This window comes from Candidatus Villigracilis proximus (assembly GCF_016717045.1).
GTDB lineage: Bacteria > Chloroflexota > Anaerolineae > Anaerolineales > Villigracilaceae > Villigracilis > Villigracilis proximus.
This window is the reverse complement of the sequence record NZ_JADJUO010000010.1, coordinates 1-23,851: the sequence shown is the minus strand read 5'-3', so window position 1 is coordinate 23,851 and position 23,851 is coordinate 1. Positions and strand designations below refer to the sequence as shown.

General features: G+C 48.5%; 35 protein-coding genes. 24 read left to right on the top strand and 11 right to left on the bottom strand.

From position 1 onward, the window contains the following. Window positions 1-5: 5 nt before the first annotated feature. The 9 genes from IPL71_RS11970 to IPL71_RS11930 all read right to left on the bottom strand — a co-directional run bounded on the left by IPL71_RS11970 (window position 6) and on the right by IPL71_RS11930 (window position 5,406). Entirely contained in the window at window positions 6-1,172 is a 1,167-nt protein-coding gene (locus IPL71_RS11970) for a hypothetical protein (RefSeq protein WP_345321869.1), read from the bottom strand. Next, window positions 1,130-1,585 carry a hypothetical protein gene (locus IPL71_RS11965; protein WP_345321867.1) on the bottom strand — a complete coding sequence of 152 codons (456 nt, stop codon included), beginning with the start codon at window positions 1,583-1,585 and terminating at the stop codon, window positions 1,130-1,132. Before IPL71_RS11965 ends, IPL71_RS11970 begins: the two co-directional genes overlap by 43 nt. Window position 1,586: 1 nt before the next feature. Next, window positions 1,587-1,874 carry an acetolactate decarboxylase gene (locus IPL71_RS11960; protein ID WP_345321865.1) on the bottom strand — a complete coding sequence of 96 codons (288 nt, stop codon included), beginning with the start codon at window positions 1,872-1,874 and terminating at the stop codon, window positions 1,587-1,589. Further along, window positions 1,849-2,331, bottom strand: coding sequence for an acetolactate decarboxylase (locus tag IPL71_RS11955; protein WP_345321863.1), 483 nt, complete (start codon window positions 2,329-2,331; stop codon window positions 1,849-1,851). The genes IPL71_RS11960 and IPL71_RS11955 overlap by 26 nt, the downstream gene beginning before the upstream one ends. Window positions 2,332-2,348: 17 nt before the next feature. Beyond that, window positions 2,349-2,681, bottom strand: a complete 333-nt coding sequence (locus tag IPL71_RS11950) for an HAD family hydrolase (RefSeq protein ID WP_345322300.1) — start codon at window positions 2,679-2,681, stop codon at window positions 2,349-2,351. After that, window positions 2,564-3,016, bottom strand: a complete 453-nt coding sequence (locus IPL71_RS11945) for a hypothetical protein (RefSeq protein WP_345322311.1) — start codon at window positions 3,014-3,016, stop codon at window positions 2,564-2,566. The genes IPL71_RS11950 and IPL71_RS11945 overlap by 118 nt, the downstream gene beginning before the upstream one ends. Before the next feature lie 97 nt (window positions 3,017-3,113). Further along, window positions 3,114-3,269: a Flp family type IVb pilin gene (locus IPL71_RS11940; RefSeq protein ID WP_345321861.1), complete on the bottom strand. Its 156-nt coding sequence runs from the start codon at window positions 3,267-3,269 to the stop codon at window positions 3,114-3,116. A gap of 102 nt (window positions 3,270-3,371) precedes the next feature. Next, window positions 3,372-4,604: a glycosyltransferase family 87 protein gene (locus tag IPL71_RS11935; RefSeq protein ID WP_345321859.1), complete on the bottom strand. Its 1,233-nt coding sequence runs from the start codon at window positions 4,602-4,604 to the stop codon at window positions 3,372-3,374. Between the two features lie 28 nt (window positions 4,605-4,632). After that, window positions 4,633-5,406 carry an SDR family NAD(P)-dependent oxidoreductase gene (locus IPL71_RS11930; protein ID WP_345321857.1) on the bottom strand — a complete coding sequence of 258 codons (774 nt, stop codon included), beginning with the start codon at window positions 5,404-5,406 and terminating at the stop codon, window positions 4,633-4,635. Window positions 5,407-5,570: 164 nt separating this feature from the next. Here IPL71_RS11930 and IPL71_RS11925 point away from each other — a divergent pair, with 164 nt between their 5' ends. The 21 genes from IPL71_RS11925 to IPL71_RS11825 all read left to right on the top strand — a co-directional run bounded on the left by IPL71_RS11925 (window position 5,571) and on the right by IPL71_RS11825 (window position 21,669). Then, window positions 5,571-6,446: a MutS2 family protein gene (locus IPL71_RS11925; RefSeq protein WP_345321855.1), complete on the top strand. Its 876-nt coding sequence runs from the start codon at window positions 5,571-5,573 to the stop codon at window positions 6,444-6,446. Continuing rightward, complete coding sequence (locus IPL71_RS11920; RefSeq protein ID WP_345321853.1) at window positions 6,361-7,683, top strand: endonuclease MutS2; 1,323 nt, start codon at window positions 6,361-6,363, stop codon at window positions 7,681-7,683. The genes IPL71_RS11925 and IPL71_RS11920 overlap by 86 nt, the downstream gene beginning before the upstream one ends. A 115-nt stretch (window positions 7,684-7,798) precedes the next feature. Further along, complete coding sequence (locus IPL71_RS11915; RefSeq protein WP_345321851.1) at window positions 7,799-8,032, top strand: hypothetical protein; 234 nt, start codon at window positions 7,799-7,801, stop codon at window positions 8,030-8,032. A 25-nt stretch (window positions 8,033-8,057) separates the two neighbouring features. Continuing rightward, window positions 8,058-8,183 carry a hypothetical protein gene (locus IPL71_RS11910; protein WP_345321850.1) on the top strand — a complete coding sequence of 42 codons (126 nt, stop codon included), beginning with the start codon at window positions 8,058-8,060 and terminating at the stop codon, window positions 8,181-8,183. 423 nt (window positions 8,184-8,606) lie between these two features. Continuing rightward, window positions 8,607-8,855 (top strand): hypothetical protein, encoded by a 249-nt coding sequence (locus IPL71_RS11905; RefSeq protein WP_345321848.1) that lies wholly within the window; start codon window positions 8,607-8,609, stop codon window positions 8,853-8,855. Next, entirely contained in the window at window positions 8,770-9,297 is a 528-nt protein-coding gene (locus IPL71_RS11900; RefSeq protein ID WP_345321846.1) for a hypothetical protein, read from the top strand. The genes IPL71_RS11905 and IPL71_RS11900 overlap by 86 nt, the downstream gene beginning before the upstream one ends. Before the next feature lie 119 nt (window positions 9,298-9,416). Next, on the top strand, window positions 9,417-10,058 hold the full coding sequence (locus tag IPL71_RS11895; RefSeq protein ID WP_345321844.1) for a hypothetical protein: 642 nt from the start codon (window positions 9,417-9,419) through the stop codon (window positions 10,056-10,058). Then, window positions 10,055-10,441, top strand: a complete 387-nt coding sequence (locus IPL71_RS11890; RefSeq protein WP_345321842.1) for a hypothetical protein — start codon at window positions 10,055-10,057, stop codon at window positions 10,439-10,441. Before IPL71_RS11895 ends, IPL71_RS11890 begins: the two co-directional genes overlap by 4 nt. Window positions 10,442-10,539: 98 nt before the next feature. Beyond that, window positions 10,540-10,962: a tetratricopeptide repeat protein gene (locus IPL71_RS11885; protein ID WP_345321840.1), complete on the top strand. Its 423-nt coding sequence runs from the start codon at window positions 10,540-10,542 to the stop codon at window positions 10,960-10,962. A gap of 416 nt (window positions 10,963-11,378) precedes the next feature. Next, window positions 11,379-12,767 carry a carboxyl transferase domain-containing protein gene (locus IPL71_RS11880; protein ID WP_345321838.1) on the top strand — a complete coding sequence of 463 codons (1,389 nt, stop codon included), beginning with the start codon at window positions 11,379-11,381 and terminating at the stop codon, window positions 12,765-12,767. 179 nt (window positions 12,768-12,946) lie between these two features. Next, a complete protein-coding gene (locus IPL71_RS11875) occupies window positions 12,947-13,432 on the top strand; it encodes a DUF1579 family protein (protein WP_345321837.1) in 486 nt (161 codons plus the stop codon). Further along, the gene (locus IPL71_RS11870) at window positions 13,429-14,418 is read left to right on the top strand and encodes an NAD-dependent epimerase/dehydratase family protein (protein ID WP_345321835.1); all 990 of its coding nucleotides are present in this window, start codon (window positions 13,429-13,431) and stop codon (window positions 14,416-14,418) included. The genes IPL71_RS11875 and IPL71_RS11870 overlap by 4 nt, the downstream gene beginning before the upstream one ends. Window positions 14,419-14,437: 19 nt before the next feature. After that, on the top strand, window positions 14,438-14,923 hold the full coding sequence (locus IPL71_RS11865; RefSeq protein ID WP_345321834.1) for a four helix bundle protein: 486 nt from the start codon (window positions 14,438-14,440) through the stop codon (window positions 14,921-14,923). A gap of 31 nt (window positions 14,924-14,954) precedes the next feature. Further along, the gene (locus IPL71_RS11860; protein WP_345321832.1) at window positions 14,955-16,184 is read left to right on the top strand and encodes an acetyl-CoA carboxylase biotin carboxylase subunit; all 1,230 of its coding nucleotides are present in this window, start codon (window positions 14,955-14,957) and stop codon (window positions 16,182-16,184) included. After that, entirely contained in the window at window positions 16,153-16,497 is a 345-nt protein-coding gene (locus IPL71_RS11855) for a hypothetical protein (RefSeq protein WP_345321831.1), read from the top strand. Before IPL71_RS11860 ends, IPL71_RS11855 begins: the two co-directional genes overlap by 32 nt. Beyond that, complete coding sequence (locus tag IPL71_RS11850) at window positions 16,494-17,000, top strand: biotin/lipoyl-containing protein (protein ID WP_345321829.1); 507 nt, start codon at window positions 16,494-16,496, stop codon at window positions 16,998-17,000. Before IPL71_RS11855 ends, IPL71_RS11850 begins: the two co-directional genes overlap by 4 nt. Further along, window positions 17,001-17,471: a MaoC family dehydratase gene (locus IPL71_RS11845; protein WP_345321827.1), complete on the top strand. Its 471-nt coding sequence runs from the start codon at window positions 17,001-17,003 to the stop codon at window positions 17,469-17,471. Between the two features lie 81 nt (window positions 17,472-17,552). Continuing rightward, a complete protein-coding gene (locus IPL71_RS11840) occupies window positions 17,553-18,410 on the top strand; it encodes an HpcH/HpaI aldolase/citrate lyase family protein (RefSeq protein ID WP_345321826.1) in 858 nt (285 codons plus the stop codon). Between the two features lie 84 nt (window positions 18,411-18,494). Then, window positions 18,495-19,346, top strand: coding sequence for an EamA family transporter (locus IPL71_RS11835; protein ID WP_345321825.1), 852 nt, complete (start codon window positions 18,495-18,497; stop codon window positions 19,344-19,346). A 228-nt stretch (window positions 19,347-19,574) separates the two neighbouring features. Then, window positions 19,575-21,266, top strand: a complete 1,692-nt coding sequence (locus tag IPL71_RS11830; protein WP_345321823.1) for a DEAD/DEAH box helicase — start codon at window positions 19,575-19,577, stop codon at window positions 21,264-21,266. Window positions 21,267-21,456: 190 nt separating this feature from the next. Continuing rightward, window positions 21,457-21,669 (top strand): cold-shock protein, encoded by a 213-nt coding sequence (locus IPL71_RS11825; protein ID WP_345321820.1) that lies wholly within the window; start codon window positions 21,457-21,459, stop codon window positions 21,667-21,669. A 77-nt stretch (window positions 21,670-21,746) separates the two neighbouring features. On the opposite strand, the gene IPL71_RS11820 is transcribed toward IPL71_RS11825, so the two are convergent. Next, complete coding sequence (locus IPL71_RS11820; RefSeq protein ID WP_345321818.1) at window positions 21,747-21,914, bottom strand: hypothetical protein; 168 nt, start codon at window positions 21,912-21,914, stop codon at window positions 21,747-21,749. A gap of 133 nt (window positions 21,915-22,047) precedes the next feature. After that, window positions 22,048-22,710, bottom strand: a complete 663-nt coding sequence (gene ppgK / locus IPL71_RS11815; protein ID WP_345321816.1) for a polyphosphate--glucose phosphotransferase — start codon at window positions 22,708-22,710, stop codon at window positions 22,048-22,050. Window positions 22,711-23,192: 482 nt separating this feature from the next. Here ppgK and IPL71_RS11810 point away from each other — a divergent pair, with 482 nt between their 5' ends. From IPL71_RS11810 to IPL71_RS25930, 3 genes are all read left to right on the top strand, one after another. Continuing rightward, window positions 23,193-23,327: a hypothetical protein gene (locus IPL71_RS11810; protein WP_345321814.1), complete on the top strand. Its 135-nt coding sequence runs from the start codon at window positions 23,193-23,195 to the stop codon at window positions 23,325-23,327. A 102-nt stretch (window positions 23,328-23,429) separates the two neighbouring features. Next, window positions 23,430-23,633, top strand: a complete 204-nt coding sequence (locus IPL71_RS25935; RefSeq protein WP_514130781.1) for an FG-GAP repeat protein — start codon at window positions 23,430-23,432, stop codon at window positions 23,631-23,633. Beyond that, window positions 23,633-23,818: an FG-GAP repeat protein gene (locus IPL71_RS25930; RefSeq protein WP_514130776.1), complete on the top strand. Its 186-nt coding sequence runs from the start codon at window positions 23,633-23,635 to the stop codon at window positions 23,816-23,818. The genes IPL71_RS25935 and IPL71_RS25930 overlap by 1 nt, the downstream gene beginning before the upstream one ends. Window positions 23,819-23,851: the final 33 nt, after the last annotated feature.

The window sequence follows — 23,851 nt, the reverse complement described above, 5'->3', positions numbered from 1 at the left end:
ACTCGCTAGGGCAGTTTGTGCTTAAAGATGGCGGCATCTGCTTTCTGATAAACCATTTGATAGGTTGAAGAGTCCAGAAGCGATGCCAAAAGTGGATTTTGAAGCGCCGGGTTTTCATTGTTTGATAGATCGTTTTGTGAAATGAGCAGATAATCAAATTGATTGCCTGTATGGATCGCCCATTGCTCAACACAGGTGAAGGTCTTGTTCATGCAAGGTTGAAGCGCGTAATAGTTATCCATTTTGGTTTGGAATATTTTTTCAGGCAGCCACTCATAACCTTGAACAGTTGCAACGCTGACGCTTTTACCAAGAACCGGAAACCACTCTGAAACGGCATCTGTAAAAGTTTCGGTATCGCCTGTCAGAATCACAAAGCGGCTTTGTTGGGGGATATTGTTTGCAGCCCAATCCATCGCATCGCGGTCTGATGGACTCAAACTGACCTGGGGATACACCTGATCTGAAAGGATGAGACCAAAAAAAGTGTAAAAGATCAATCCGGTCAGTGCGATTTTAATGGCGGGGGTTTTATTGAAATAATCAAACCAATTAATTTCAACATCCTGAATATTTTGAAATCCGTTTTGCAGGGCATATAAACCGGGGATGATGATGTCTGTAAATCCGATGGCGGCCAGCATGACCCATGAAATGAGCGACATGGTGGATGCGCTGCGGGGGTCTACAAAAGCGGGGACGAAGAGCATGACCACCAGCAGGAAATCCTTTTTAGCCAGCGCCATGACCAAGCCTAATAAAGCCAGCGCCGAGATCAAAGTTACAAATTTTTCATCGGAAAAAGAACCGGTGATGATCGCCAGCCATGCCAGTGGTGAGAGGAACCCGGTCTGCGCGGCGCTTTGATACGGCTGTATCCCATGCTGAGAGATCACAAAAAGGAAGAACGGCGCGGTTAACACGGTCACGCCCAGTGCAACCAGTAAGGCGTTTTTGATTCCTGTTATAGACCTTCCAAAGAATATCCATAAAACAAGACAGAGGAAGATCGTGTGCAATGCCGCTTCGGGATGACTGAGCACAACACCGCTTCCGAATAAAATGGTCAGCCAGATGTATTTTTTAAATGAGGTGGTAAATAACTTGTAGGTGCTGTACAGGGTTAGGATCAGGAACAATGTCCCAAAGACGCGGGTGATACCGCCGCCCATGATATAGAAGGATTGGGTAATAATGTAAAAAAAACAGTCGCAAAACTACCCTTCAAAGTGGATTTGAGGATAGCTGATCCCAGCGGAAAAAAAGCGATCGTGAAGGCCACACTGCCAATGGCGGGCAGCCAGCGAAAAACTTCGATCAGAGGAATATTGAAAAGATCAGAAACCAGACTCGTTATATAAAATCCCAAAGGCGGATAGGCGAAGGGAATCAATGCACCGTTATATTCAACGAACGCTGGTAAAACATAATGATTGGATTGGAGTGCTTTTACCATTGCGTAAAATAAACCGCCGTCACTGACCGGGAATCCAACTGTCAGCGCGGGCAGGAAGCGGGCGTACGCGCCAAGCAAAAGGCCAAAGACCAATATTAAGATACTCAAGCGTTCGTTGTCAGTTTTCAAGTTATTTCTCTGCCTTATCCAGATCCTTGCCGATGTCGCGCTGGAAATCCCAGGTTAGATAATCAAGATTGGACGGGAGTGATAATTCGAGCGTATATAAATATTGTAATTCCACATTCACCTTGCGTGGACGGCATTCCAGCAAATGTCCGCCGCTGGTCAGGTCTTCGGTGATGAAGTGTAAATGTACGCCCGGCACGCTTAACGAAGACATATAGGCGGGTGTGTAAAAACCGGCCATCGTGCCTTTTACATTGTTGAATTCAAAAGTTGGCTGTTCCTTCGCCACTTCCACCAGTGGACGGTAATTTTCCTGCTTTGGTACCGAACGTGTTTTTTACATAGTCAAATTCACCTTCGATGCGAAAGGCATAGAATAGATTTGGCGAAGGCATTAATTCCTTCAGCCAATTTAAGAATTCCTCATAGGATAATTCCTTTGCAAGTTCATCTTCACTGGAAGGCTGAAAGAAGGTAACACAGGAAAACGGGGTGCAAATCTCATCATCTGTGATCTGGTTTGCTTTTCCATCGGAACCGATACGATAGATCAGCCCGTCAAACATCATCATCTCTCCATCAAGATCGTTGAAGGTGCCGAGACCAAAATCACCATGTTTCTTGATCTCTGAAAATGGAATATTCTGTTCGTAGATCCCTTCCACCAGCGCATTGACCGGTGCGCACAAATAAATTTTATTATCGGCCTTGCGTTGTCTGATTCTTCTTAAAGTTGTTCGTTCCATTTTATTCACCTGTTTACCTAATGACCAATCTCCCCGATCTTCGGCGTAGCGCCAATGATCTCCCATCCGCGCTGCAATGCAATGACCTTCAACTTCGCATCGGGATACACCGCCACGGGATGCTCGGCATGTTCCAGCAAAGGGACATCCAGAATCGTATCGCCGTAGGCCACATCCACGCGGTCAACGCCCAGCCGACTCAAAACCTGCTCGATCTTCTTTTCATTTGCCATTAACTCGCCGACCATTTGTACCCGCCCGTTGACAATTTCCACTGGCGTGCCGATGGTTTGCGCACCGATGCGTCTTGCGAATGGTTCAATGAAAGGCTCCACCACGCTGCTGGCAATATAAACTTTTGCGCCCTGTTCGCGGTGTTTGATGAGACGTGCCACCACATCTTCGCGGCGTTTTTCCAGAAGTCATGTTCCACGACCCATTCAGAAGCCTGGGCTAATTTTTCAGGATCGGCATTTTTTATATAGCCGAGACTGTTGACCATTAATTTTTGTCCCCAGGCCTGCCAGTCGATCATCCCATTTTTTGCAAGCACATAAGAAGGCATGATGGCCGCCATGTGCAGGTTCGCTTGAAGTTTGCTCTGGTTGTGTTTTACCCAATCCACCAATCCTAAGAATGGCGAGCCGGTGGTTAATGTTCCCATTAGATCTGATGCAACGATCATTCGTTTCCTCTTTTCAATCGTTATGTAATGATAAGAACATGGGCGGCCTGTTGATATCAACAGGCCGCCCATGTTCTTATTGATTTACCCAGTGGTTTTACACACGGGATAAACTACTATTAACTTTGCTGAATACATTGCCGATAATGGGGCCCAGGATCATAAGCGCAGCGATAACAACGATAGCAACTAAAACAAGGATCAGCGCGTACTCAACAAGGCCTTGGCCCTTCTCTTTTGGAGAGAATAACATGTGGTTTTACCTCCTTTCTAGTAAATTTTTTTACCTTACCCTTTTATTATACTGAAAAAAGTTCGAAAATGAATTTACAAATTAGTTAACTTGTTTGGCCTGTTACATGCCATTTAATGCCGGCTTAAATACAAAAAATCCAATAAGCAATGCAAGCATAAGCAGATAGTATGCGGCGTAATTCCATGCCGGGATCAGGAACATGATGCCGATCAAAATACTGGAAATCACGGATGGAAGAACAAGTGCAGTTGTTTTATACCCCCGCTCATGGAGTATTCCCATCATGCCCATCAGGGGGAGCAGCAGATAGCTTAAGCCATGCAGATGCAGGTGCGGCGCTGTGAATGTGCCTAATACGACAGCAATACCGATGTGCCGGATCCCCAGTTGACTTTTTTGATTCCACCAGAAGATACACATGCCAACTATGGATGATACAGTCGCGGCCCATGCCGCAGTATGAATCGTATCAACATTCAGATTGGGAAAGGTGCGTAATAAGAGTCCCAACAGGTTATACATGGAAGCCTGATTAAGCCCATATCCATCTCCCTGTGAACTTAGGCGCATCAACCCTGCAAAGTCTTGAACACCCTGAACCCCGATCAAAGTCATGCTGTATAAACCTAATAGGAGCATGGTAAGCATAAACCATAAACCGGCTTGTCTGCGTACCACCAATAATGGAATCCCCAGCGCGCCGGCGATCAATGGTGACAAACTGACAAGCGCAAGACCTGCTCCAGCGCGGATTTCATTTCCTGCGAGCAACCCAAACATCCAAAGAAATAAACCCAGCATAATAAAGGCGGTATCCTGACCGCCTAACAATCCAATAAAAAAAGGAAAAAAACATAGAGAGCTGATCGCGCCCAATAAAGCAAACCGCGGATTCCATTTTGAGCGCAGGAGGAAACGGCGAATCAACTCACCGCACACAGCCATAACCAACAGACGAACAAGCGTCCATAGAATATATGCATTAACAAAATCATCAACGGCCAGAAGTGATAACAAAGGCGCAATATAAGGCGGATGCTGCGATAGATTTACTCCGCCTGCAAAGGTATCTGCCTCGACGATCGTATGTTGAACAGCGCGCTGCGCATCCAGATTGAACAGCATTTGATAATCACCCTGCCGCGCGATTCTTCCAGCAGTGTAAAAACTGATGAAGTCCATCCCTTTTAAAGATGAGTCGCTCAACAGGTTCAACCACATAAAAGCATACAACGCAATTTGCCCGCTGATGAGCAGAATGACAAAAATTTCAGCGAATGAAAAATTTCCTTTCGCAAATTTAACGCCGGTGAGAGAATGTTCATTTGTCATGATATACGCTCTTTTATTGATAATTAAATCATTGCGCCGTATTGCCGCCATCCACCAAAAGCAAATGACCGGTGACAAATGACGAATCATCCGAAGCCAAAAATAAAACCGCATTCGCAATTTCTTCCGGCCTGCCAAACCTGCCCATCGGAATATACGCGCTTGATTCTTTGATCGCTTCTTCGATCGTCACCGGATCAGAGCCTTCAAAATATCCCTTCTCCATCCAGCGATCAACAAAGGTATCGCCCGGGCAAACCGCATTCACGCGGATATTCTCACGCGCATAATCGAGCGCCATCGCCTTCGTCATCATGCCCACCGCGCCCTTGCTCATGATATAAGGCAGCGCATTTTTCCCCGCCACCACAGACCAATCAGACCCGTTATTTACGATCACACCTTTGCCCTGCTTCTTCATCTGCGGGATCACCAGCTTGCACATATGCCAGACCGCCGTCACATTAATATTCAACGTATCAAGCCACACATCCTCGGGCGTTGTATCCGCTGTCCCTTTGGTCACGATGCCCGCATTGTTAAATAAAATATCGATCTGATTAAATTCCTTAAGCGCGGTATCCACAACTCTCTGACAGTCTTCCTGCTTCGTGTGATCCGCTTCGACAAACACGCATCGGACGCCCTTTTGCCTGCATTCTGTTTCGACAGCTTTTCCCTTCTCTGAGCGCCTGCCCGTGACGATCAGATTTGCGCCTTCTGCTGCAAATAACAACGCTGTTGCTTTTCCAATTCCACTGGTGCCGCCGGTAATAATTGCTGTTTTATTTTTGAGTTTCATATCGTCTCCTTTGGAGTCGAGCGGCTTGCCGCTCGTGTAAGATAAATTCCTTTGCGTTATTTGTGATCTCAGTGGTTAAATCTTTTAGTAGGCTCACACAATTGGACACTCCTCTCGTATGCTCAGACAGCAAGCTGTCTGACTCCAAAGTATAATCCTCCATTATGGATAGCAAGACACTCAACGTTCTCGAATACCCAAAGATCCTCGACCGGCTGGCCGGCTACTGCGGTTTCTCCGCTTCGATGGATCTGGCGCGCGCGCTCGAACCGACCTCTTCGTATGAACTGGCAACCGCCTACATCGCAGAGACCACCGAAGCGCGTAAATTACTTTCGATGCAAAGTGCAGGCGTCGGCGCCGCGCATGATATCCGCCCGCAAGCGGACCTCGCTGCGCGTGGCGGTGTACTCGATGCGCACGCATTGCTTGATATTAAGTCCACGCTGATCTCATGCCGCGAACTTAAAAAAGCCTTCGAAAAGCGGGCGGACGAATATCCGCGCCTGACGAAGGCCGCCATGGGACTGCCCGAAACTTTCGGTCTGGTGGACGCGATCTCGCGCATCCTCTCTGATCGCGGCGAAATTTTGGATTCGGCATCGCTCAAACTTGGCGAGATCCGCCGCAGCCTGCGCATTTCACAGGATCGGTTGATGAGTCGTTTGCAGAAATATGTGACCGATTCAAAAACTGTTTCGATGTTACAGGAACCGATCGTCACCCAGCGTGACGGGCGTTATGTGATTCCTTTGCGTGCAGAATTCAAAGGAAAAATAAAATCGATCATTCACGACCAATCTTCCAGCGGCGCGACTTTATTTGTGGAACCGCTGCCGGTTGTGGAAGCCAATAATCAGATCCGTGAATTGCAGCTTTCAGAACGTGACGAAGAACGCCGTATTCTCGCGGAAGTCTCTGCTCAGGTTGGCGAGCATGTTGACGAATTAAAGTATGGCGTGGAAAATCTCGCGGTGCTCACTGCACATCCCCGCTCAAAGCGGATCGGAACTGCCGTGCTTCCATTCGGTTTGGTCTGATATCGGCGATGAACAATCGATCGAGCAGTCGCTTTCAACTTTCAGCGGACATATCACGAATATTATCCGCATTATCAAAAAGATAGATCATCGTTCACTTGTGATCTTTGATGAACTGGGTTCAGGCACAGACCCGCAGGAAGGCGCGGCAATTGCGCGCGCGATCTTGAGTCATTTGCTTGAATCAGGCGCGATGACTTTGGTGGCTACGCATTATCCCGAATTAAAAACTTTTGCACACGGTACCGACGGTGTGGTCAATGCTTCTTTGGAATTTGACATTAAAACGCTTCGCCCGACCTACAAGCTGACTCTCGGTCTCCCGGGCAGGTCCAACGCTTTGTTGATCGCGCAAAAGCTGGGACTTCCGCAATCGATCATTGATTCAGCAAAAGCGGAAATTAATCCGCTGGATCTGCGGGCTGATAAATTGCTGGATGATATTCGCAAGGAACGCAACCGCACATCGCGTGAACGTGAAAAGCTGGAGAAGGCCCGCGATAAACTGGAAGCGCAGACCCGCGAACTTGAAAAGCGACTCGAGAAAATAGAAGATGAACGCCGCGATACATTAGCCAAAGCCCGCGCCGAAGGTGAGTTGGAAGTTGCGGTGATGAAACGTAATATCGATTCGTTGAAGTCACAACTTAAGAAGGCGAGTCAACCTTTGCAGGCCATTAAAGCCATTGAAGAAAAAATGGACAAGATGGAAGAGAAGGTGGAAGAGCCGATTGAAAGAAAAACGTCAAACGTTGAACGTCAAACGTTGAAGACAGGTGTTAAGTTGGGCGAGCGGGTTACTGTCAGCACGTTGAATGCCGAGGGGCTGGTAACAGCTTTGGGTGAGTCTGATGCGGAAGTCCAAATTGGGACGTTACGTGTGCGGGCAAGATTATCCGATCTGATCAGGAAATCCGGCGAGCCGGTTGTTGTCGAAGAAAAAAAGAAAACGATGATGCGTGAGACGGTGACTGTCAGTTCGAAATCTCCGGGCATGGAAGTGGACTTGCGCGGACTGATGGCCGACGATGCGCTTGATAAGCTGGAAAGATATTTGGAGCAGGCGTTTCTTTCGGGGCTGCCGTTTGTGCGGATCATTCACGGCAAGGGGACGGGGCGGCTGCGGCAGGCGGTGCGTGAGGCGCTGCGCGGACATGAATATGTGAATACGTTTGAAGAAGGCGGCGATAAGGAAGGCGGCGAGGGTGTGACGGTCGCGAAGATGAAGGGCGGATAGATAAATGCCGGATTTCGGAAGTCTGATTGGAGGCTCCCCCATTTGGGTGGTCTAAAAAAGACTTCCGAAATCTTTCGTGTTGGTATAATTTTGCAACTCAAACCGGGAGCCTATTATGTCCATTGATGATGCAATTCAAAAAATGACCGACCTGATCAAAGCCGCATCTGCCGGCGCGGAAATTAAAGCTGCAAAAATGTCTGATGAAGAAGCGCGGCTTTCCGTCTATGCGCCCGCGGACGATATGCAAAAGATCAAAGACGCCACCTTTCAACCCGCGATGGATATGTTGAACACCGATGGCATGGATGTGCAGGTCTTTGTGTACGATGTAAGTACGCCGCGGTAGGGAAATTCAGAATGATGAATGATGAATGATGAAAAAAGGCGACCCGCTGCGCGAGGTCGCCTTTTTTATTTTGTGTGGAGCGCGCGCAATGAGCGTAGACTTTTCCTCCGCTGTTGATGGTTTCGATTGCAGCCTGCGCTCCGCGATGTAACAATCTAACCGGTATGCGGATCAGTGGGGAATCAAATGTGGGCAGCCAAAGCAACTGCAACGGCGTTTCATGTTCATCCTTGCGCGGACGATATTCCACGCGCATGTTGATGACGAGCTTCACGCCAAGTCCGCGCAGGTGGTTGTAATCTTCCGCTGAAGGGGTGGTGCCGATGAACAGGTCGTTGGTGATGGGGAGAAGTTCATGTATATTATCGTAACACGGATTGGAAAGTGGAAAGTGGATGTAAAATGGAGGGAGTTGAGAAAAGGTCGAAGGTCGAACGTCAAAGGTCGAACGTCATTTGATGGGTAGGATGGACAATTATGACAAAGAAATTAAAACCTGAGCAGAACAAAAATACCAAGGTGAAATCTGAGCCTAAAACTTCCGTTAATGTTGGTGGGAAATGTAGAGAAGAGTGTGATTATTGATGGCAATAACAATGTCGTCAATTATTACGCAACTGTTTCGACCAATACTGAACAACACGAACCCGAAACTTGGAATCTCAAACATCCTTACCCCATGCCTCCCAATTTTACGGGACGTGTGGCCGAGCGTGCCATGCTCACTCAATGGTTGAATGACGATTCCGAAAATCGCTTGTTCATCCTCCGCGCTGGGCGGATTCGGCAAATCCGCGCTGACATGGCATTGGCTGACCTATGATGTAAATCCCGAAACATGGACGAAGGTTGTCTTCTGGTCTTTCTACGAAGGAGATTCTAGTTTTGAGAATTTCATAGAAGAAACGCTCAAGTATCTCAAACAAGATGTGCCGGAGAAAAAACGCGAGCAGGTGGATGAGTTGCTTAAAGTTATGCAATCTCAAAAAATATTACTCATCATGGATGGCTTTGAACGCCTTCTCCGTGCATATGGGAATATGAATGCTTCATACCAAAGTGATGAAGATAAAAAGCGGGAAGATACAGATCGTGATTGCGTGAATCTCAACACTGAGCATTTCTTGAGAAGCATTTGCTCCATGCCCAATATGAAGAGCAAAGCCTTGATGACCACGCGCATGTCTCCGCATGCTCTCGAAAATATTGGGCAGTTCATTCCAAGGTTGTCGCGAAGAAGAACTCAAGGCCATGCACAAGGATGATGCCATTGCGTTTTTCAGGGCGCAAGGTGTTCAAAAAAGGAAGTAATCACGAAATTGAAGAGGTCTGCAAATTATATGGATTTCACCCTCTGAGCCTGCGTTTGTTGGCTGGACATATCATGAGCGACTTCAAACATGCTGGTGATATTGTGGTTGCTCAAAAGCTGAACGTTAGCGGCGATATAACAGCTCATCAGAATCATATTCTTGAAGTTTCATACAACGGACTTTCATCCCGCCAGCAAAAATTACTCGGCACGATTGCCTGTTTTCGTTCTTCCACAAAACTTGATGCGCTGGAGTCGATAATTGAAAACAAAGAAACTTTGGAGAATGATTTGCGCGATTTGATGAAGCGCGGTCTGTTGCAGTATGACAAGAGTAATAAAATGTTTGACTTACACCCCATTGTGCGCCGTTATGCCTACGACCAATTGACCGCCTCTGACCGAGCCGTTGCGCACACCCGTTTGATTAATTACTTTGAGGCCGTATCCAAACCCGAAACCGTGAAAATGTTAGAAGACCTCGTGCCCGTTATCGAACTGTATCATCACATGGTCAGGGCGGGAAATTTGGATGAGGCATGGAAGTTATTTCATGATCGTATAAATGAAGCTACATACTATCAATTTGGCGCATATCAATTACGCATTGAACTTTTACGCGTTTTATTTCTTGATGGTGAAGACAAGTTGCCCCACTTGAAAGATGAAAGCCCAAGCATGGACTCAATGGACTCGCTAATTCCTACACTATGAGTGGACAGATTCGTCGTGCAGTTTCGTTGTTTGAAGGTTACATTTCAGTTTCTGAAAAGAGGAATGATAAGACGAATACTGCCATCGGACTAGGAAACGTGGCGACACAACAACTGATTTTAGGCTCACTGAATTTAGCAGAACGCAATTTGCGCCGTAAAATTAAACTGTGCCGCAAGAAAGTCGTGGACGATGAATTATTCCAAGAGGCTGTGGGTCATCAGGCCTTAGGGCGTGTCCTGTCTTATCGTGGTGCTTGGCATGAGGCAGAGCAAGAGTTATTAAAGAGTCAAAAAATATTTGATGGAATGGGGACGGTAGAAACAAATTTAGGCTCTGGTAATTGGGCATATCGTTCTTTACATCGCCTCGTTATTTGGTAGAGCTAATGGGCAAAAACATATAGATTCCTCAATTGAATTCGCTGCTCAAGCCCTTAAATTAGCAGAAGAACATTCAATAAAATATATGCCTTATCCCCATGATTATATTCGCGCTCACTGGCTACTTGGCGGCATATCGCGCAAATAATGAATTGACACTGGCAGGAGAAAACCTGTCTAAAGCGCTCAATCTCTGTCAGCAAATCAATATGGTTGACCATGAAGCCGACATTTTGCTTGATGTTGCTCGTTTACGTTACGCCCAAGGCGATTTCAAAGACGCGCAAGAAAAAGCGTCCGAGGCGTTGATGATCACGGAGCGCAGCGGGTATGTGTTGCAGGGGGCGGATGTGAATCTCTTCCTCGCGCAATACGCACTGGAGCAGGAGAAGGACAAAACCAAGGCAAAGGAATATGCCGAGTCCGCGCTGAAACTGGCCTATTGCGATGGTCCGCCGTATTATTACAAGGTCGCATATGAAGAAGCGGAGAGAATGTTGAAAATGATGAATGAAGAATGATGAATGAGGAATTAAAGACTGCCCCTACCCGTCCTCCCCCGCGAAGTGTACGACTTGTAAATTTTAGTCAACTGAAAGCGCTTCAATGTCGTATTTGGGGGACATCGTACCCGAAGCGAAGCGAGTGGTAGGTGTCCGCAGGGCGGAGGGGGTTGAAACCACCATCATGGACAAAGAATACAAAAGGACTCAGCCCATCACCGAGTCCTTTTTACTTCTCCCTTTTTCCTCATTACTTATTACTCATCCCTCATTCCTTATCCCCCCTTTTTATGCTAGACTCGCCCCACCACTTCTTTCCTCTTTCGTCTTTCCTCCACCCACTCACCACTTTCCACTTTCTATTCTCTCTACTGATTACTGATAACTGTTTACTAACCATCCAGCCAATCAACCACGGGACTACCAAACTAAAAATGGAAACTCTCTCCTCCGCACTTAATCCGAACTCCGACGAATTCAAAGCCAACGCAGAACACAACCGCGCCCTCGCGAGTGAATTGAAAAAGCGGCTCGTGCTTGTGCGTCAGGGCGGCGGCGAGAAATATCGTCAACGCCATGAAGAGCAGGGGAAACTTTTTGTGCGTGAGCGCATTGAAAGATTGCTTGATCCCGGCGCGCCGTTTCTCGAGCTTTCTCCGCTGGCGGCAGGTGACATGTATCGCGGCGAAGCGCCGGGCGCGGGCATTGTCACCGGCATCGGACGTGTGTCCAATCGCGAAGTGGTGATCGTTGCCAACGACGCCACGGTTAAAGGCGGTTCGTATTTTTCGATGACCGTCAAAAAGCATTTGCGCGCGCAGCAGATCGCCGAAGAAAATCATCTGCCCTGTCTGTATCTTGTTGATTCAGGCGGGGCATTTTTGCCTTTGCAGGATGAGGTCTTCCCCGATGCGCATCACTTCGGACGCATTTTTTACAATCAGGCGCGCATGTCTGCCAAGCGCATTCCGCAGATCGCGGCGGTCATGGGCAATTGCACGGCGGGCGGCGCCTACGTCCCTGCCATGAGTGATGAAGCGATTATTGTCAAAGGTGCAGGCACGATCTTTCTGGGCGGCCCGCCGCTCGTGAAGGCGGCCACCGGTGAAGATGTCACTGCTGAAGAATTGGGCGGGGCGGATGTCCATACCCGTAAGAGCGGTGTTGCGGATCACTTCGCCGAGGATGATGATCATGCCATTGAGATTTTACGCAGCATCGTAGAGACTCTGCCCCGAGGAAGTTTGCAATCGAATCTTTCCGCGCTGGATGTTGCTCCGCCAGAAGAGCCTTTATACGCCCCTGAAGAATTGTACGGCGTCCTGCCGCGCACGTTTAAAGAATCCTATGACGTGCATGAGATCATTGCCCGTCTGGTGGATGGCAGTAAATTCCGTGAATTCAAAGCCCGCTATGGCACAACCCTCATCTGCGGCTTTGCCCGCATCCACGGCTACCCGTTCGGCGCAGGCAACTACGCCATGGCCGGCCGCGCCTACGGCTCACGTTTTCTATGGATGTGGCCCAATGCGAGAATCTCCGTCATGGGCGGAGAGCAGGCCGCGAATGTGCTCTTAACCATCAAGCAAGATCAACTCATCAGAGAAGGCAAACCAGCTCTCAGCCAGGAAGAAGCGGACGAGTTCAAACGTCCACTGTTGGAGAAATACGAAACCGAAGGCAGTCCATATCATTCATCCGCGCGATTATGGGATGATGGCGTCATCGCCCCCGATGAAACACGTCAAGTGCTGGGGTTGGCGTTATCGATCGTTTTGAATTCGCCAAAAGAAGAAGGCGGCTTCGGCGTGTTCCGAATGTAATCCCGAAGGGATGAAAAGATTATAGAAAGAAGTGAAGCCGGATTCAATCCCGAAGGGATGGCATAGTTCTTTTCGATCCATGTCACCCCTTTGGGGTTTCGAAAAAACCATTTGCAAATCTATAATTATTTCACTCCTTCGGAGTTATCAGTGTTTTATATCAAATAAGGATTTTCATCATGACCTTCTCAAACTCAATCGATACACCTCATCACTTCTTCGCACGAATGGCCGGCAACTGGCGCGGCACATCCAAACTCTGGCTTGAACCTGAAAAGCTCGCTGAAGAAGCTCAAATTGTTGGGACCATTCAACTTTTGCTCGAAGGCCGCTTTGCGCTCTTTCTGTATCAAGGCTCCATTGAAGGCGAAGCTCAGCATGGAATGTTCACTTTTGGCTACAACACCACGCTCGAACAATTTGAAACTTCATGGGTGGACTCGTTTCACACTGGCACTGGCATTATGTTTTGCATCGGCGCAGAAAAAGAAAATGGATTCGCCGTCACAGGCAGTTACCCCGACCCAACCGGCGGACCGGACTGGAACTGGCGCACAGAAGTTGAATTGATTGCTGACGAACTCATGGTCACTGCCTATAATATAAGTCCAGAGGGTGGCGAGGCCAAAGCTGTCGAAGCCAAATTGATGAGGATGCAGAAATGAAAATTTTAATCATCGGCGGTACTCGTTTTGTTGGACGTCATCTGGTCAACGCGGCCCGCGCCCGCGGACATGAAGTGACATTGTTCAACCGTGGACAATCCAACCCGAATCTGTTTGGTCAAGTGGAAAAGATACGGGGAGATCGTGAACGGGATCTGGATCAGCTCACAGGTACGTGGGATGCGGTGATTGATACCTGCGGATATTTTCCGCGCATCGTCCGCATGTCTGCTGAGGCGTTGAGAGATAAAGTCGAGCGTTATGTTTTCATCTCGAGCATTTCCGTTTATTCTGATTTCAGCAAGATCGGCATCAATGAAAGCGACCCCGTCGGGAAGATCGAAGATGAATCTGTCGAAGATGTTGGCGGCGGCGCGTATGGTCCGCTGAAAGCGTTGTGCGAAAAGACAGTGCAGGATGTGTTTGGCATCGACTCGCTTATCATCCGCCCCGGGCTGATCGTTGGCCCGCATGACCCGACTGATCGTTTCACGTATTGGCCGGTGCGTGTGGCGCGCGGCGGTGATGTGCTTGCGCCTGAAAAAACTGAAACGCCAATTCAGATCGTTGATGTGCGCGATCTTTCAGATTTTATTATTGAACTCATTCAACAAAATGTGTCCGGCGTTTTCAATGCAACGGGACCGGATCATGAATTGACGCTGGGCGCTTTGCTTGATACCTGCAAACTGGTCAGCGCGAGTGATGCGAAATTCAAATGGGCATCTGTGGAATTTCTTGAAAAAAATAAAGTAGCCGCGTGGAGCGACATGCCGGTTTGGGTTCCAGATAATCGAGAAGATGCCGGCTTCGCTCGCGTGGATATTTCAAAAGCAGTGAATGCCGGTTTGAAATTTACGCCGCTGGAACAAACGGCGCGCGATACCATTCAATGGGCATCAGAACGGCCGGAGAATCATGAATGGAAAGCGGGACTATCAGCAGAGAGAGAAGCGGAATTGCTTCGATTGATGAGTGAAGAATGAAACGTGAGGAATAATTGCAATGACCTTTGATGAATGGGTTGCGAGTTTACCGGCAGAGATAAAAGGCGATACTTTGTGGAAGGTGGAGGCTTATCGCCTTTCTTTATTTGCCACGGAAATTGGCTGGCACGATGTGACTGAGCTAATGAAAGATCGCCGCACGCTTGGGCTGGCAGATCAACTTTATCGTTCACTTGGTTCCGTCAGCGCGAATCTTGCCGAAGGCTATTCTCATCACACAGGGAAATCCCGTGCCCAGTTTTATCAATACTCTCTTGGATCGGCACGCGAGAGCCGCGATTGGTATTACAAATCGCATCACATTCTCAAAGATGAAGTCGTACGCCATCGTATTTCTCTTTTGACTCAAATTATCAAGTTGTTACTGACAATGATTCCACAGCAACGCGGACAAATCTTAAGAGAACAGCCAGCTTCTTATCTTGTAGTGCCCGAGTTGCAAATCTCAGAAGTAGATTTGTCGGAGAAAATTCCCTTACCATGAATCCTTCACGTTTCACGTTTCATTTTTCACTATGACTCCGCCCTTCACCAAAATCCTCATCGCCAATCGCGGCGAGATCGCCATTCGCATCATGCGCGCCTGCCGTGAGCTTGGCATCAAAACAGTTGCCGTCTATTCTGACGCTGATAAAAATTCTTTGCATGTGCAGTTTGCGGATGAATCCATTTTGCTGGGCGATGCAGCGCCGAAAGAATCTTATTTAAATATGGATAAACTTGTGCAGGCCGCGCTCGACTCAAAAGCAGATGCCATTCATCCGGGCTATGGCTTCCTCTCAGAGAACGCATCCTTCGCCCTGAAAGTTGAATCAGCAAACCTGAAATTTATCGGCCCTTCGGCAGATTCGATCCGCGCCATGGGAGATAAAGCCGAGTCGAAGATCGCCATGAAAAAAGCCGGTGTGCCCACTGTCCCTGGTTTTGAAGGGCTGGAGTCAGAGGACGAATTCAGGCAGGCCGCAGAGGAAATTGGCTATCCGGTCTTGATCAAAGCATCAGCCGGCCGCGGCGGCAAAGGTATGCGCGTGGTCAATGCAGAAAATGAACTAAGCGAAGCCATCGACTCTGCGCGCAGTGAAGCCTTGAATTCTTTTGGTGATGAAAGATTGTTGATCGAAAAATATATCGCCAACGCACATCATATTGAATTTCAGGTCTTTGGCGATCAGCATGGAAATTTAATCCACTTGTTTGAGCGTGAATGTTCCGTACAGCGCAGACATCAGAAAATTATCGAAGAGACTCCATCGCCGTTATTAACTCCTGAAATCCGCGCAAAGATGGGCGAAGCCGCTGTCAACGCAGCCAAAGCCGTAAATTACTACAACGCAGGAACCATCGAGTTCATCTTCGATCCCGTTCTTTCCTCTTTTTTCTTTCTTGAGATGAACACCCGCCTGCAAGTTGAACATCCCATCACCGAACTCGTAACCGGCATTGACCTTGTCCAGTGGCAGATTCGAATCGCGGCGGGCGAGAAATTCCCATTTACCCAAAGTGACTTCCACCAGCGCGGACATGCCATCGAGTGCCGCGTCTACGCTGAAGACCCCGCGCATGGATTTATGCCCAGTACCGGCAAACTTTTGCAATTCATCGAACCGCGCGGCCCCGGCATCCGCGTGGATTCGGGATTCACAGCCGGCAGTGAAGTGACTCATTTTTACGACCCGCTGCTGGCGAAGTTAATTGTCCATGCTGAAGATCGTGATGCGGCCATTCAAAGAATGCAGAACCGCTGAAAGTGAATTCATTGTGCATGGCGTGGTGACGAATATTGATTTCATGCAGGCGGTGCTGAAACATGAAGATTTTGCTCAGGGGAAAATATCCACGCGCTGGGTTGAATTAAATATGGAGTTAATTATGGAGTCAAACAGCTTGCTGTTTGACTTGCAGATGCAGGAGCAAGCTCCTGCACTCCATAGTTTGATCGCAGCAGCCCTCACGGATGTGGTCTTTGCGGGGACAAAGTCACAGCCGGCGGTTTCCAATGAGACCGATCCATTTAATCCGTGGAAGCAGACGAATAATTATAGAGTGAGCGACCAATGAAGATCATATTTGATGCGCAGTCGCTTGAAATTAATCCGTCAGGTGATGGCTATGTGGCCATGATGGACGGTAAAAAGATGCGGATCGAAATTGTCCGCGTGGATTTTGGTCAGGGACGCATGGACTTGCGTTTTACCGACATGTCTGACTCTGCGCTTATCCGTGAATCCGTTTTCAAATCCGTTCACGTATCTTCTGATGGCGCGAAGCGCTGGGTGACGATCGACGGGCAGACAATAATGCTGACGAAAACCTCGGGAGCGAAGCGCGGCGTCCGCCACGATCATGCCGGGGGATTGATCGCCCCAATGCCCGGTCAGGTGCGAAGCGTTTCTGTCAGCGCGGGAGATGCCGTGAAGAAAGGTCAAACCCTGCTGACGATGGAGGCCATGAAGATGGAAATCCGCATTCAGGCTTTGAAGGATGGTGTTGTCAAAATGGTCTACGCGGCGCAAGGACAGACCGTGGAGCGTGAGCAGATCCTGATCGAAATGGAGGACTAAATGGCCGGAAAATATTTTGAAGAGTTGAAAGTGGGGATGCATTTCAAACATTCGGCGGGACGCACGATCACCGAAATGGATAATGTGCTGTTCTCGTCGTTGACCATGAACACCCAGCCTTTGCATGTCAATGAAGAATTTGCCGCGAATACGGAATTTGGTCAGCGCATTGTGAATGGGATTTTCACACTGGGATTGGTGGTTGGGTTGACGGTTTCTGATATCAGCGAAGGGACGATCATTGCAAATTTAAGTTACGATAAGGTCACGCATCCCAACCCGACCTTTCATAACGATACGATCTACGCTGAAACCGAAGTGCTGGAAAGCCGCGAGTCAAAATCGAGAATGAATGTGGGCATCGTAAAGTTAAGACATTGGGGTAAAAAATCTGATGGTACGATTGTGATCGAATTTGAACGAACCGCGATGTTCCTAAAGAGCGGTCAGCGCTTGGACTTTTTGCCATAGAAAAAAAATCGTCAAAGGTCGAAAGTCAAAAGTCAGACCTTCGACCTTTGACTTTCGACTATTTTTTAAACGGAGACTCACATGCACTCACGACGCGCATTACTTTACATGCCGGGCGATAACTGGAAGATGATCTCAAAATCCGTTACGCTTGGCGTGGATTCAATTTGTATGGATATGGAAGACGGCGCGGCGGTAAATAAAAATGCCGAGGCACGCGCAACTATTGTCAAAGCTTTGCAGGAATTGGATTTCGGCGCAAGCGAAAAACTGGCGCGGATCAACTCCGTTGGCTCAGGCTGGGAACAGGCAGATATTGATGCGGTACTTCCACATCATCCCGATGGAATTGTGATTCCCAAAGTGGAATCTTTTGAGCAGGTGGAATGGGCGTCGAAAATTATCGAAGCCGCCGAGTTGAAATATGGCTGGCCGATTAATTCAATCCGCGTTTTGATCGGTGTGGAAACTGCCAAAGGGATCTTGAATCTAAAAGAGATCGCGTCACATCCACGGTTGGATGCGATCATCTTTGGCGGTGAAGATTTTGCCGCGTCAATTGGCGCGACTCGTACCAAAGATGCAGTTGAGTTGTTATATGCACGTCAGGCGGTGATTGTGGCCTGCGCCGCCAATGATCTGCAACCGATTGATATTGTCACCATTGATTATAAAGATGTTGAATCCCTGCGTGCCGAATCTGAATTCGGTGCGCGGCTTGGTTTCATGGGCAAGCAAATTATTCATCCTGCGCAGGTGGAGCCGGTGCAGACTGCATTCACTCCGAGTGATGAAGCGATTGCGTATGCAAAACGGATCGTCGAAACATTTGAAGCGAGTCAAAAAGAAGGCAAAGGCGCGTATTCTCTCGATGGTAAGATGATCGATATGCCGCTCTTAAAGAATGCGCAAAAGGTTTTGGAACGGGCAAAAGCATAATAACAAACGATGGACAATAGACGATAGACCATAAAATGGTTCGCCGTCAATTGTCCACCGTCAAATTTTCAAGGACGGTATTCATTGTTATCCATCATCTACGGTCTCTTCGCCGCCATTGGTTGGGGTGCGGGCGATTTCACAGGCGGGCTTGCTTCGCGTAAGGCGGGCGCATATCGCACTGTGCTGTATGGCGAAATTGTCGGCATCTTCTTTTTATTTTTTGTCATTATGTTCGTTGGCGAGTCCATCCCTGATCGCAGATCGTGGATGCTCGCCATGCTCGCTGGCGCGTTTGGAACAGTGGGCTTAATGTTTTTATATCACGCCATGACTCTCGGTCTGATGAGCATCGCCACGCCGGTCTCTGCTTTGCTGGCCGCCACACTTCCGGTTTTGATCGGACTCTTCAGAGATGGGTTTCCGGGTGTGGAAACCATCATCGGATTTGGCTTCGCCCTCTTTGCGGTGTGGATGATCTCACAAAGTGCAGGCGGTGTGATGGATACGCTTCGCGTTTCGCATCTTTCCAGCTTGAAACTGCCACTGCTTGCAGGCATTGGGTTTGGCTTTTACTTTGTCCTGATGGGTGAGGCCACCAGCACCGGCGCCACCATCTGGCCGATGGTCGCCTCCCGCAGCGGCGGCATGATATTGATCGTCACCTATATGCTTGTTACCCATTCCTCATGGAAAGTGGAAGATAAGTCTGCGTGGCCTATGATCACTTTGAACGGTATTCTTGATATTTCCGGAAATTTATTTTTCATCCTTGCCAGTCAGGCTGGCCGGTTGGATGTGGCTGCCGTGTTAAGTTCCCTCTTCCCCGGTGCGACGGTGGTATTGGCGTGGATCTTCCTCAAGGAACGCCTGTCTCTCAGCCAATGGCTCGGCATCGGCTCAGCTTTGATCGCCATCGTATTGATGACGATATAAAACAAATTCTGTGGTAAACTTTTGTCCGCTCTCAACGGAGAGCATTTTTTGGGAAATTGTTTTGATCACTCTGAACTGTAAGCCCGATGAAATCTATTCGGGCTTTTTTGTTGGGCGGGTTTACTTGCAAAAGTAAACTTTGTTGGCAAGAAGGAAGTTGGAAAGAGTTGTCAAAACATTTCATAATTTAGTGTCACTGCGACCCGTTGCAATGACAAAAGGAAATCTATGACAACCGAATTCACTTCTTTAAACCTGCGCCCAGAGTTGGAGCAGGCCATTCTTGAACTTGGCTATATAACACCCACAGGCATTCAGGCCGAAATGATCCCCCTCATGCTGACAGGCGTGGACGTAATCGGTCAGGCTCAAACCGGCACCGGTAAAACTGCCGCCTTTGCATTCCCCATTCTTCACAATTTCATTCATCAACGACTTCCGCAGGCGCTTATTCTTGCGCCTACGCGTGAACTCGCTGTTCAAGTTGCCTCCGCGATGGAACAATACGGCAAGCATCTTAAGGTGCGCGTACTCGCAGTATACGGCGGACAGCCTTATGGTCCGCAGGTGAATCAACTCAAGCGCGGTGTGGATATCGTTGTCGGTACCCCGGGCCGTATCATTGACTTGATGGCACGCAAAGTATTGGACTTAAGCATGATCAAATCGGTTGTGCTTGATGAAGCAGATGAAATGCTCAACATGGGTTTCATTGAACCCGTGGAGGAAATTCTCTCTGCGACTCCCGCCGCCCGGCAGACCGCTCTCTTTAGCGCGACTCTCCCCGTGCGCATTCGCCACCTCGCAGACCGCTTCATGCGTGACCCGCAATCGATCACCATCAAAAAGTCGACTCTCACTGTATCAGCCATCGAACAACGCTACTACCTGGTTCATGAAGGCGACAAACTTGCAGCGCTGACAAATCTCTTCGAGATCGAACCCATTACCAGCGCGTTGATATTCGTCCGCACTCGTGTCGAAACCGGCCAGCTTGCGAGTCAACTTTCTTCACGCGGCTTCCCCGCTGAAGCCTTGAATGGCGACCTCGAACAAAATGCCCGTGAACAAATCCTCGGCAGATTCCGCGCCGGCCAGATTAAAGTGTTGGTCGCCACAGATGTTGCCGCCCGTGGTTTGGACATCGACGATATTTCACATGTTTTCAATTATCACCTGCCTGATGATGCCGAAGTGTATGTCCATCGTATTGGACGCACAGGCCGCGCCGGCAAGACCGGTATTGCCATTTCATTATTCGCCCCGCGCGAGAAGCGCCGTTTGCGCGAGATCGAACACATGACCAAGCAGGCGCTTACGCTTGGGAAACTTCCAACCGCCGCGGATATTAATCAACATCGCGAAGATCAGGTACTCGAGCAGATGAAGATCTGGCTTGGCCGTGGACGTTATCAACGCGAGCGTGAACTCGTGGCGCGTTTGGTCGAAGAAGGCCATGACGCAATGGAAATTGCCGCCGCCGCTTTGAAATTATCCCGTGCCGATGAGAAGCAGCGCCCGGTTGCCAACGTGACAGATGTTGCCGCATCCGAAGGCCGTTCCTCCTCTTATCGTGATCGCGGCGATCGTGAATATGGCCGCGGTAAACCGCAGAGCAGAGATGGCAAACGCGATTTTGGAAAACGCGGCGAACGCGATTCTGGAAACAAACGCGCCTCTCACGAAGCTGGTATGATCCGTTTGAAGTTGAACAAAGGCAAAGAGAATGGCGTCCGCCCGAATGATATTGTGGGCACGATCGCTCATCACGCCGACATCCCCGGCAGTTCCATCGGCAAGATCCGCATTGAAGATAAATTCACCTATGTGGATGTGCCCGAAGCTTTGGTTGAAAAAGTATTGAAGCACAATGGAAATTACCGGATCGGGAAAGACAAATTCACTTTGGTAAAGTCGTAAAAGCTTTTTGAAAGTCATGATTGACACATCCTAATCGACATGATAAAGTAGTGCCCTACACGGATACCAGTAGTTCGCTTTGGAAGTATAACCATCGGCTCATGGGTAACAGTCCATGAGCCGTTTTGTTTTAGAGTTCTGGCGAAAGCACCGGGTCCTCCAAATTTTTTATTTGCCATAGGAGGCAAACATGTCAGAACGTATTACAGGAACAGTCAAATGGTTCAACGGAAGCAAGGGCTACGGCTTTCTTGCTCGTGAAGGCGGCGCAGATGTATTCGTCCACTTCTCCGCGATCCAGGGCGACGGTTTCAAAAATCTTGAAGAAGGTCAGAAAGTAGAATTCACCGTTGAGAAAGGCCCCAAGGGTCCGCAGGCTACTAACGTAGTTGTGGTCAACTAATTCACACTGAATACTGGAAACTCCCCGGGATGAAAATCTCGGGGAGTTTTTTATTTTGTGGAACAGGAGCAATTTCATTAACGTGAGTAATGGATAAACTGGAATTGCTGATGTCCGTCGTTGTGCGAGCCGATGAAATAGAGATATGCATCTTCGAGATTCGGGATCACGCTGCCAGCCTGCGCTTCGGGTTTCTCCGCGCTGACCACACGCTGGCTCATGCAGAAAACGCTGACTTTTTGCATTTGTCAGCGTGGGTTAGTGTGCGAAGCAATCTGCGTCCCATTTATTCTTAAAAACGAACCCACCCTCGAAACCTTAATTTCGGGGGTGGGTCATATTTTGTGACTGTTTACTTTAGGATCTGTTGGATAAAAATTAAACGCCTTTTCGAACTGCCAGCGCTGCGCCGACGATGCCGGCTTCATTTAATAACTGCGCGGGTACAACGGGCGTTTCAAGCGTAAGCAAAGGTAAAAACTTTTCAGACTCTTTGCTAATGCCGCCGCCAATAATAAACAGATTGGGCCAGAAAAGAGTTTCCATTGTCGCCAGGTATTTATTGAGCCGCCGGGCATATTTTTTCCAGGAAAGGTCATCGCGTTGACGAGCCGCATCAGAAGCGCGGAATTCTGCGTCTTCCCCTTCTATTTCGAGGTGACCAAATTCAGTGTTGGGGAGCAGTTGTCCGCGGTGAAAGATCGCGGAGCCGATGCCTGTCCCGAGGGTGATCATGATCACGGTCCCGGGTTGTCCGCGCCCGGCGCCGAAGTGCATTTCCGCCAGCCCGGCTGCATCCGCGTCGTTGATCATTGTGCAGTCACAGCCTGTGACTTTGGTGAAGAGCGCATCTGCATTGGTGCCAACCCATTTTTCTGAGACGTTGGCCGCCATCATGGTCACCCCGCCTTTGATCGGCGCAGGAAACCCAATGCCGATCGGCCCCCGCCAGTTGAAGGATTGCGCGATCTGGTTGACCACTTCGGCCACGGGTTCGGGTTCGCCTTTTTTGGGTGTCTTAATCCGGAATCCGCTCTGCAAGCAGCAGGCCTGTTTCTGTGTCTACGGGCGCCTTTGATGCCTGATCCACCTACGTCAATTCCAAGGATGTGCATGGCTCTATTCCTACGTCTGGATTTTATAACAGAGCGATTTAACCACATTTGTTTGCAGGGGACAATGCACAACGGATTTTTTAACCGCTTTTATAAAGTCAAAACCTTATTGCGGGGAAAATATAGAATTTATGTATGCGTGGGTGCGCTTGTTAAGATTTCCCACCTCTGGAAGAGCCATGGGTGAATTGTGAGAATCTTGACTTTCTTTTTCGCGGGGTGTAAGATGTTCACGAATAAAAAAAATGGGGGAAGCGTAAATCAAACCCTCATAAAAATTCTAAAAAACTGCAGATATGATTTTTGTGTCTATTGGCTGCGGCAATCTGTGATTGTATTTCCCTGTGAATCCGTTTATTCAACGCCGCAGAAAAAATAAGATTATCCAACTTCTATGGAGAATATATAATGAAAATCCGATCAAAAATAACGTTCAATATTTTTACTCTTGTCGCGTTACTGGCATCCCTGCTTGGCAGCGCCGTGTTTGTTCCGTCTGTGCAGGCGGTTGAATCAACAGATTTGAAACCTCCACCAGTTTGAATTCAGCTGATTGGGCACAAGTCAAAGCCTTGTTGCCTGCGGGGTAGTTCCTAATACTCAACAAGCCTATCTGAAAGCCTCTAACACTGAAGAAAGTGATCTATTTGGCAATGCCATGTCAGTTTCTTTACCCGCGCTGGGGGAGTTTGGACTCAGCAAGCCTACCTAAAAGCCTCAAATACCGAAGCAGGCGACTACTTCGGCTGGGATGTGTCACTCTTTGGAGATACCCTTGTCGTTACAGCGCGATATGAAGATAGTAACGCAACTGGTGGAATGGCAATCAGGCCGATAATCCAGCCGTAATGCAATCCTGGTGCTGCGTATGTCTTCACCCGCACAGCAGGGGTTTGAGTCAGCAGGCTTATTTAAAAGCCTCTAACACAGAAGCAGGCGATGAATTTGCTGTTCACGTGTCTATATCTGATGATACGATTATAGCTGGCGCGTTATTTGAAGATGGCAAATGCCGCTGGCATAAATGGGGATGAAGTGAGTACTTCAATTTGGAACACAGACTCTGG

Coding starts and splice junctions, on each gene's coding strand:
- IPL71_RS11830 (WP_345321823.1), top strand. CDS start 19,575: ATGACAACCGAATTCACTTCTTTAAACCTGCGCCCAGAGTTGGAGCAG.
- IPL71_RS25930 (WP_514130776.1), top strand. CDS start 23,633: ATGCAATCCTGGTGCTGCGTATGTCTTCACCCGCACAGCAGGGGTTTG.
- IPL71_RS11845 (WP_345321827.1), top strand. CDS start 17,001: ATGGCCGGAAAATATTTTGAAGAGTTGAAAGTGGGGATGCATTTCAAA.
- IPL71_RS11910 (WP_345321850.1), top strand. CDS start 8,058: ATGATGAAAAAAGGCGACCCGCTGCGCGAGGTCGCCTTTTTTATTTTG.
- IPL71_RS11810 (WP_345321814.1), top strand. CDS start 23,193: ATGAAAATCCGATCAAAAATAACGTTCAATATTTTTACTCTTGTCGCG.
- IPL71_RS11855 (WP_345321831.1), top strand. CDS start 16,153: ATGCGGCCATTCAAAGAATGCAGAACCGCTGAAAGTGAATTCATTGTG.
- IPL71_RS11875 (WP_345321837.1), top strand. CDS start 12,947: ATGACCTTCTCAAACTCAATCGATACACCTCATCACTTCTTCGCACGA.
- IPL71_RS11920 (WP_345321853.1), top strand. CDS start 6,361: ATGGCGTGGAAAATCTCGCGGTGCTCACTGCACATCCCCGCTCAAAGC.
- IPL71_RS11865 (WP_345321834.1), top strand. CDS start 14,438: ATGACCTTTGATGAATGGGTTGCGAGTTTACCGGCAGAGATAAAAGGC.
- IPL71_RS11940 (WP_345321861.1), bottom strand. CDS start 3,269: ATGTTATTCTCTCCAAAAGAGAAGGGCCAAGGCCTTGTTGAGTACGCG.
- IPL71_RS11850 (WP_345321829.1), top strand. CDS start 16,494: ATGAAGATCATATTTGATGCGCAGTCGCTTGAAATTAATCCGTCAGGT.
- IPL71_RS11915 (WP_345321851.1), top strand. CDS start 7,799: ATGTCCATTGATGATGCAATTCAAAAAATGACCGACCTGATCAAAGCC.
- IPL71_RS11885 (WP_345321840.1), top strand. CDS start 10,540: ATGATTATATTCGCGCTCACTGGCTACTTGGCGGCATATCGCGCAAAT.
- IPL71_RS11945 (WP_345322311.1), bottom strand. CDS start 3,016: ATGATCGTTGCATCAGATCTAATGGGAACATTAACCACCGGCTCGCCA.
- IPL71_RS11840 (WP_345321826.1), top strand. CDS start 17,553: ATGCACTCACGACGCGCATTACTTTACATGCCGGGCGATAACTGGAAG.
- IPL71_RS11935 (WP_345321859.1), bottom strand. CDS start 4,604: ATGACAAATGAACATTCTCTCACCGGCGTTAAATTTGCGAAAGGAAAT.
- IPL71_RS11890 (WP_345321842.1), top strand. CDS start 10,055: ATGAGTGGACAGATTCGTCGTGCAGTTTCGTTGTTTGAAGGTTACATT.
- IPL71_RS11970 (WP_345321869.1), bottom strand. CDS start 1,172: ATGGGCGGCGGTATCACCCGCGTCTTTGGGACATTGTTCCTGATCCTA.
- IPL71_RS11930 (WP_345321857.1), bottom strand. CDS start 5,406: ATGAAACTCAAAAATAAAACAGCAATTATTACCGGCGGCACCAGTGGA.
- IPL71_RS11955 (WP_345321863.1), bottom strand. CDS start 2,331: ATGGAACGAACAACTTTAAGAAGAATCAGACAACGCAAGGCCGATAAT.
- IPL71_RS11900 (WP_345321846.1), top strand. CDS start 8,770: ATGACGATTCCGAAAATCGCTTGTTCATCCTCCGCGCTGGGCGGATTC.
- IPL71_RS11870 (WP_345321835.1), top strand. CDS start 13,429: ATGAAAATTTTAATCATCGGCGGTACTCGTTTTGTTGGACGTCATCTG.
- IPL71_RS11895 (WP_345321844.1), top strand. CDS start 9,417: ATGAGCGACTTCAAACATGCTGGTGATATTGTGGTTGCTCAAAAGCTG.
- IPL71_RS11820 (WP_345321818.1), bottom strand. CDS start 21,914: ATGCAAAAAGTCAGCGTTTTCTGCATGAGCCAGCGTGTGGTCAGCGCG.
- IPL71_RS11860 (WP_345321832.1), top strand. CDS start 14,955: ATGACTCCGCCCTTCACCAAAATCCTCATCGCCAATCGCGGCGAGATC.
- IPL71_RS11925 (WP_345321855.1), top strand. CDS start 5,571: ATGGATAGCAAGACACTCAACGTTCTCGAATACCCAAAGATCCTCGAC.
- IPL71_RS11880 (WP_345321838.1), top strand. CDS start 11,379: ATGGAAACTCTCTCCTCCGCACTTAATCCGAACTCCGACGAATTCAAA.
- IPL71_RS11825 (WP_345321820.1), top strand. CDS start 21,457: ATGTCAGAACGTATTACAGGAACAGTCAAATGGTTCAACGGAAGCAAG.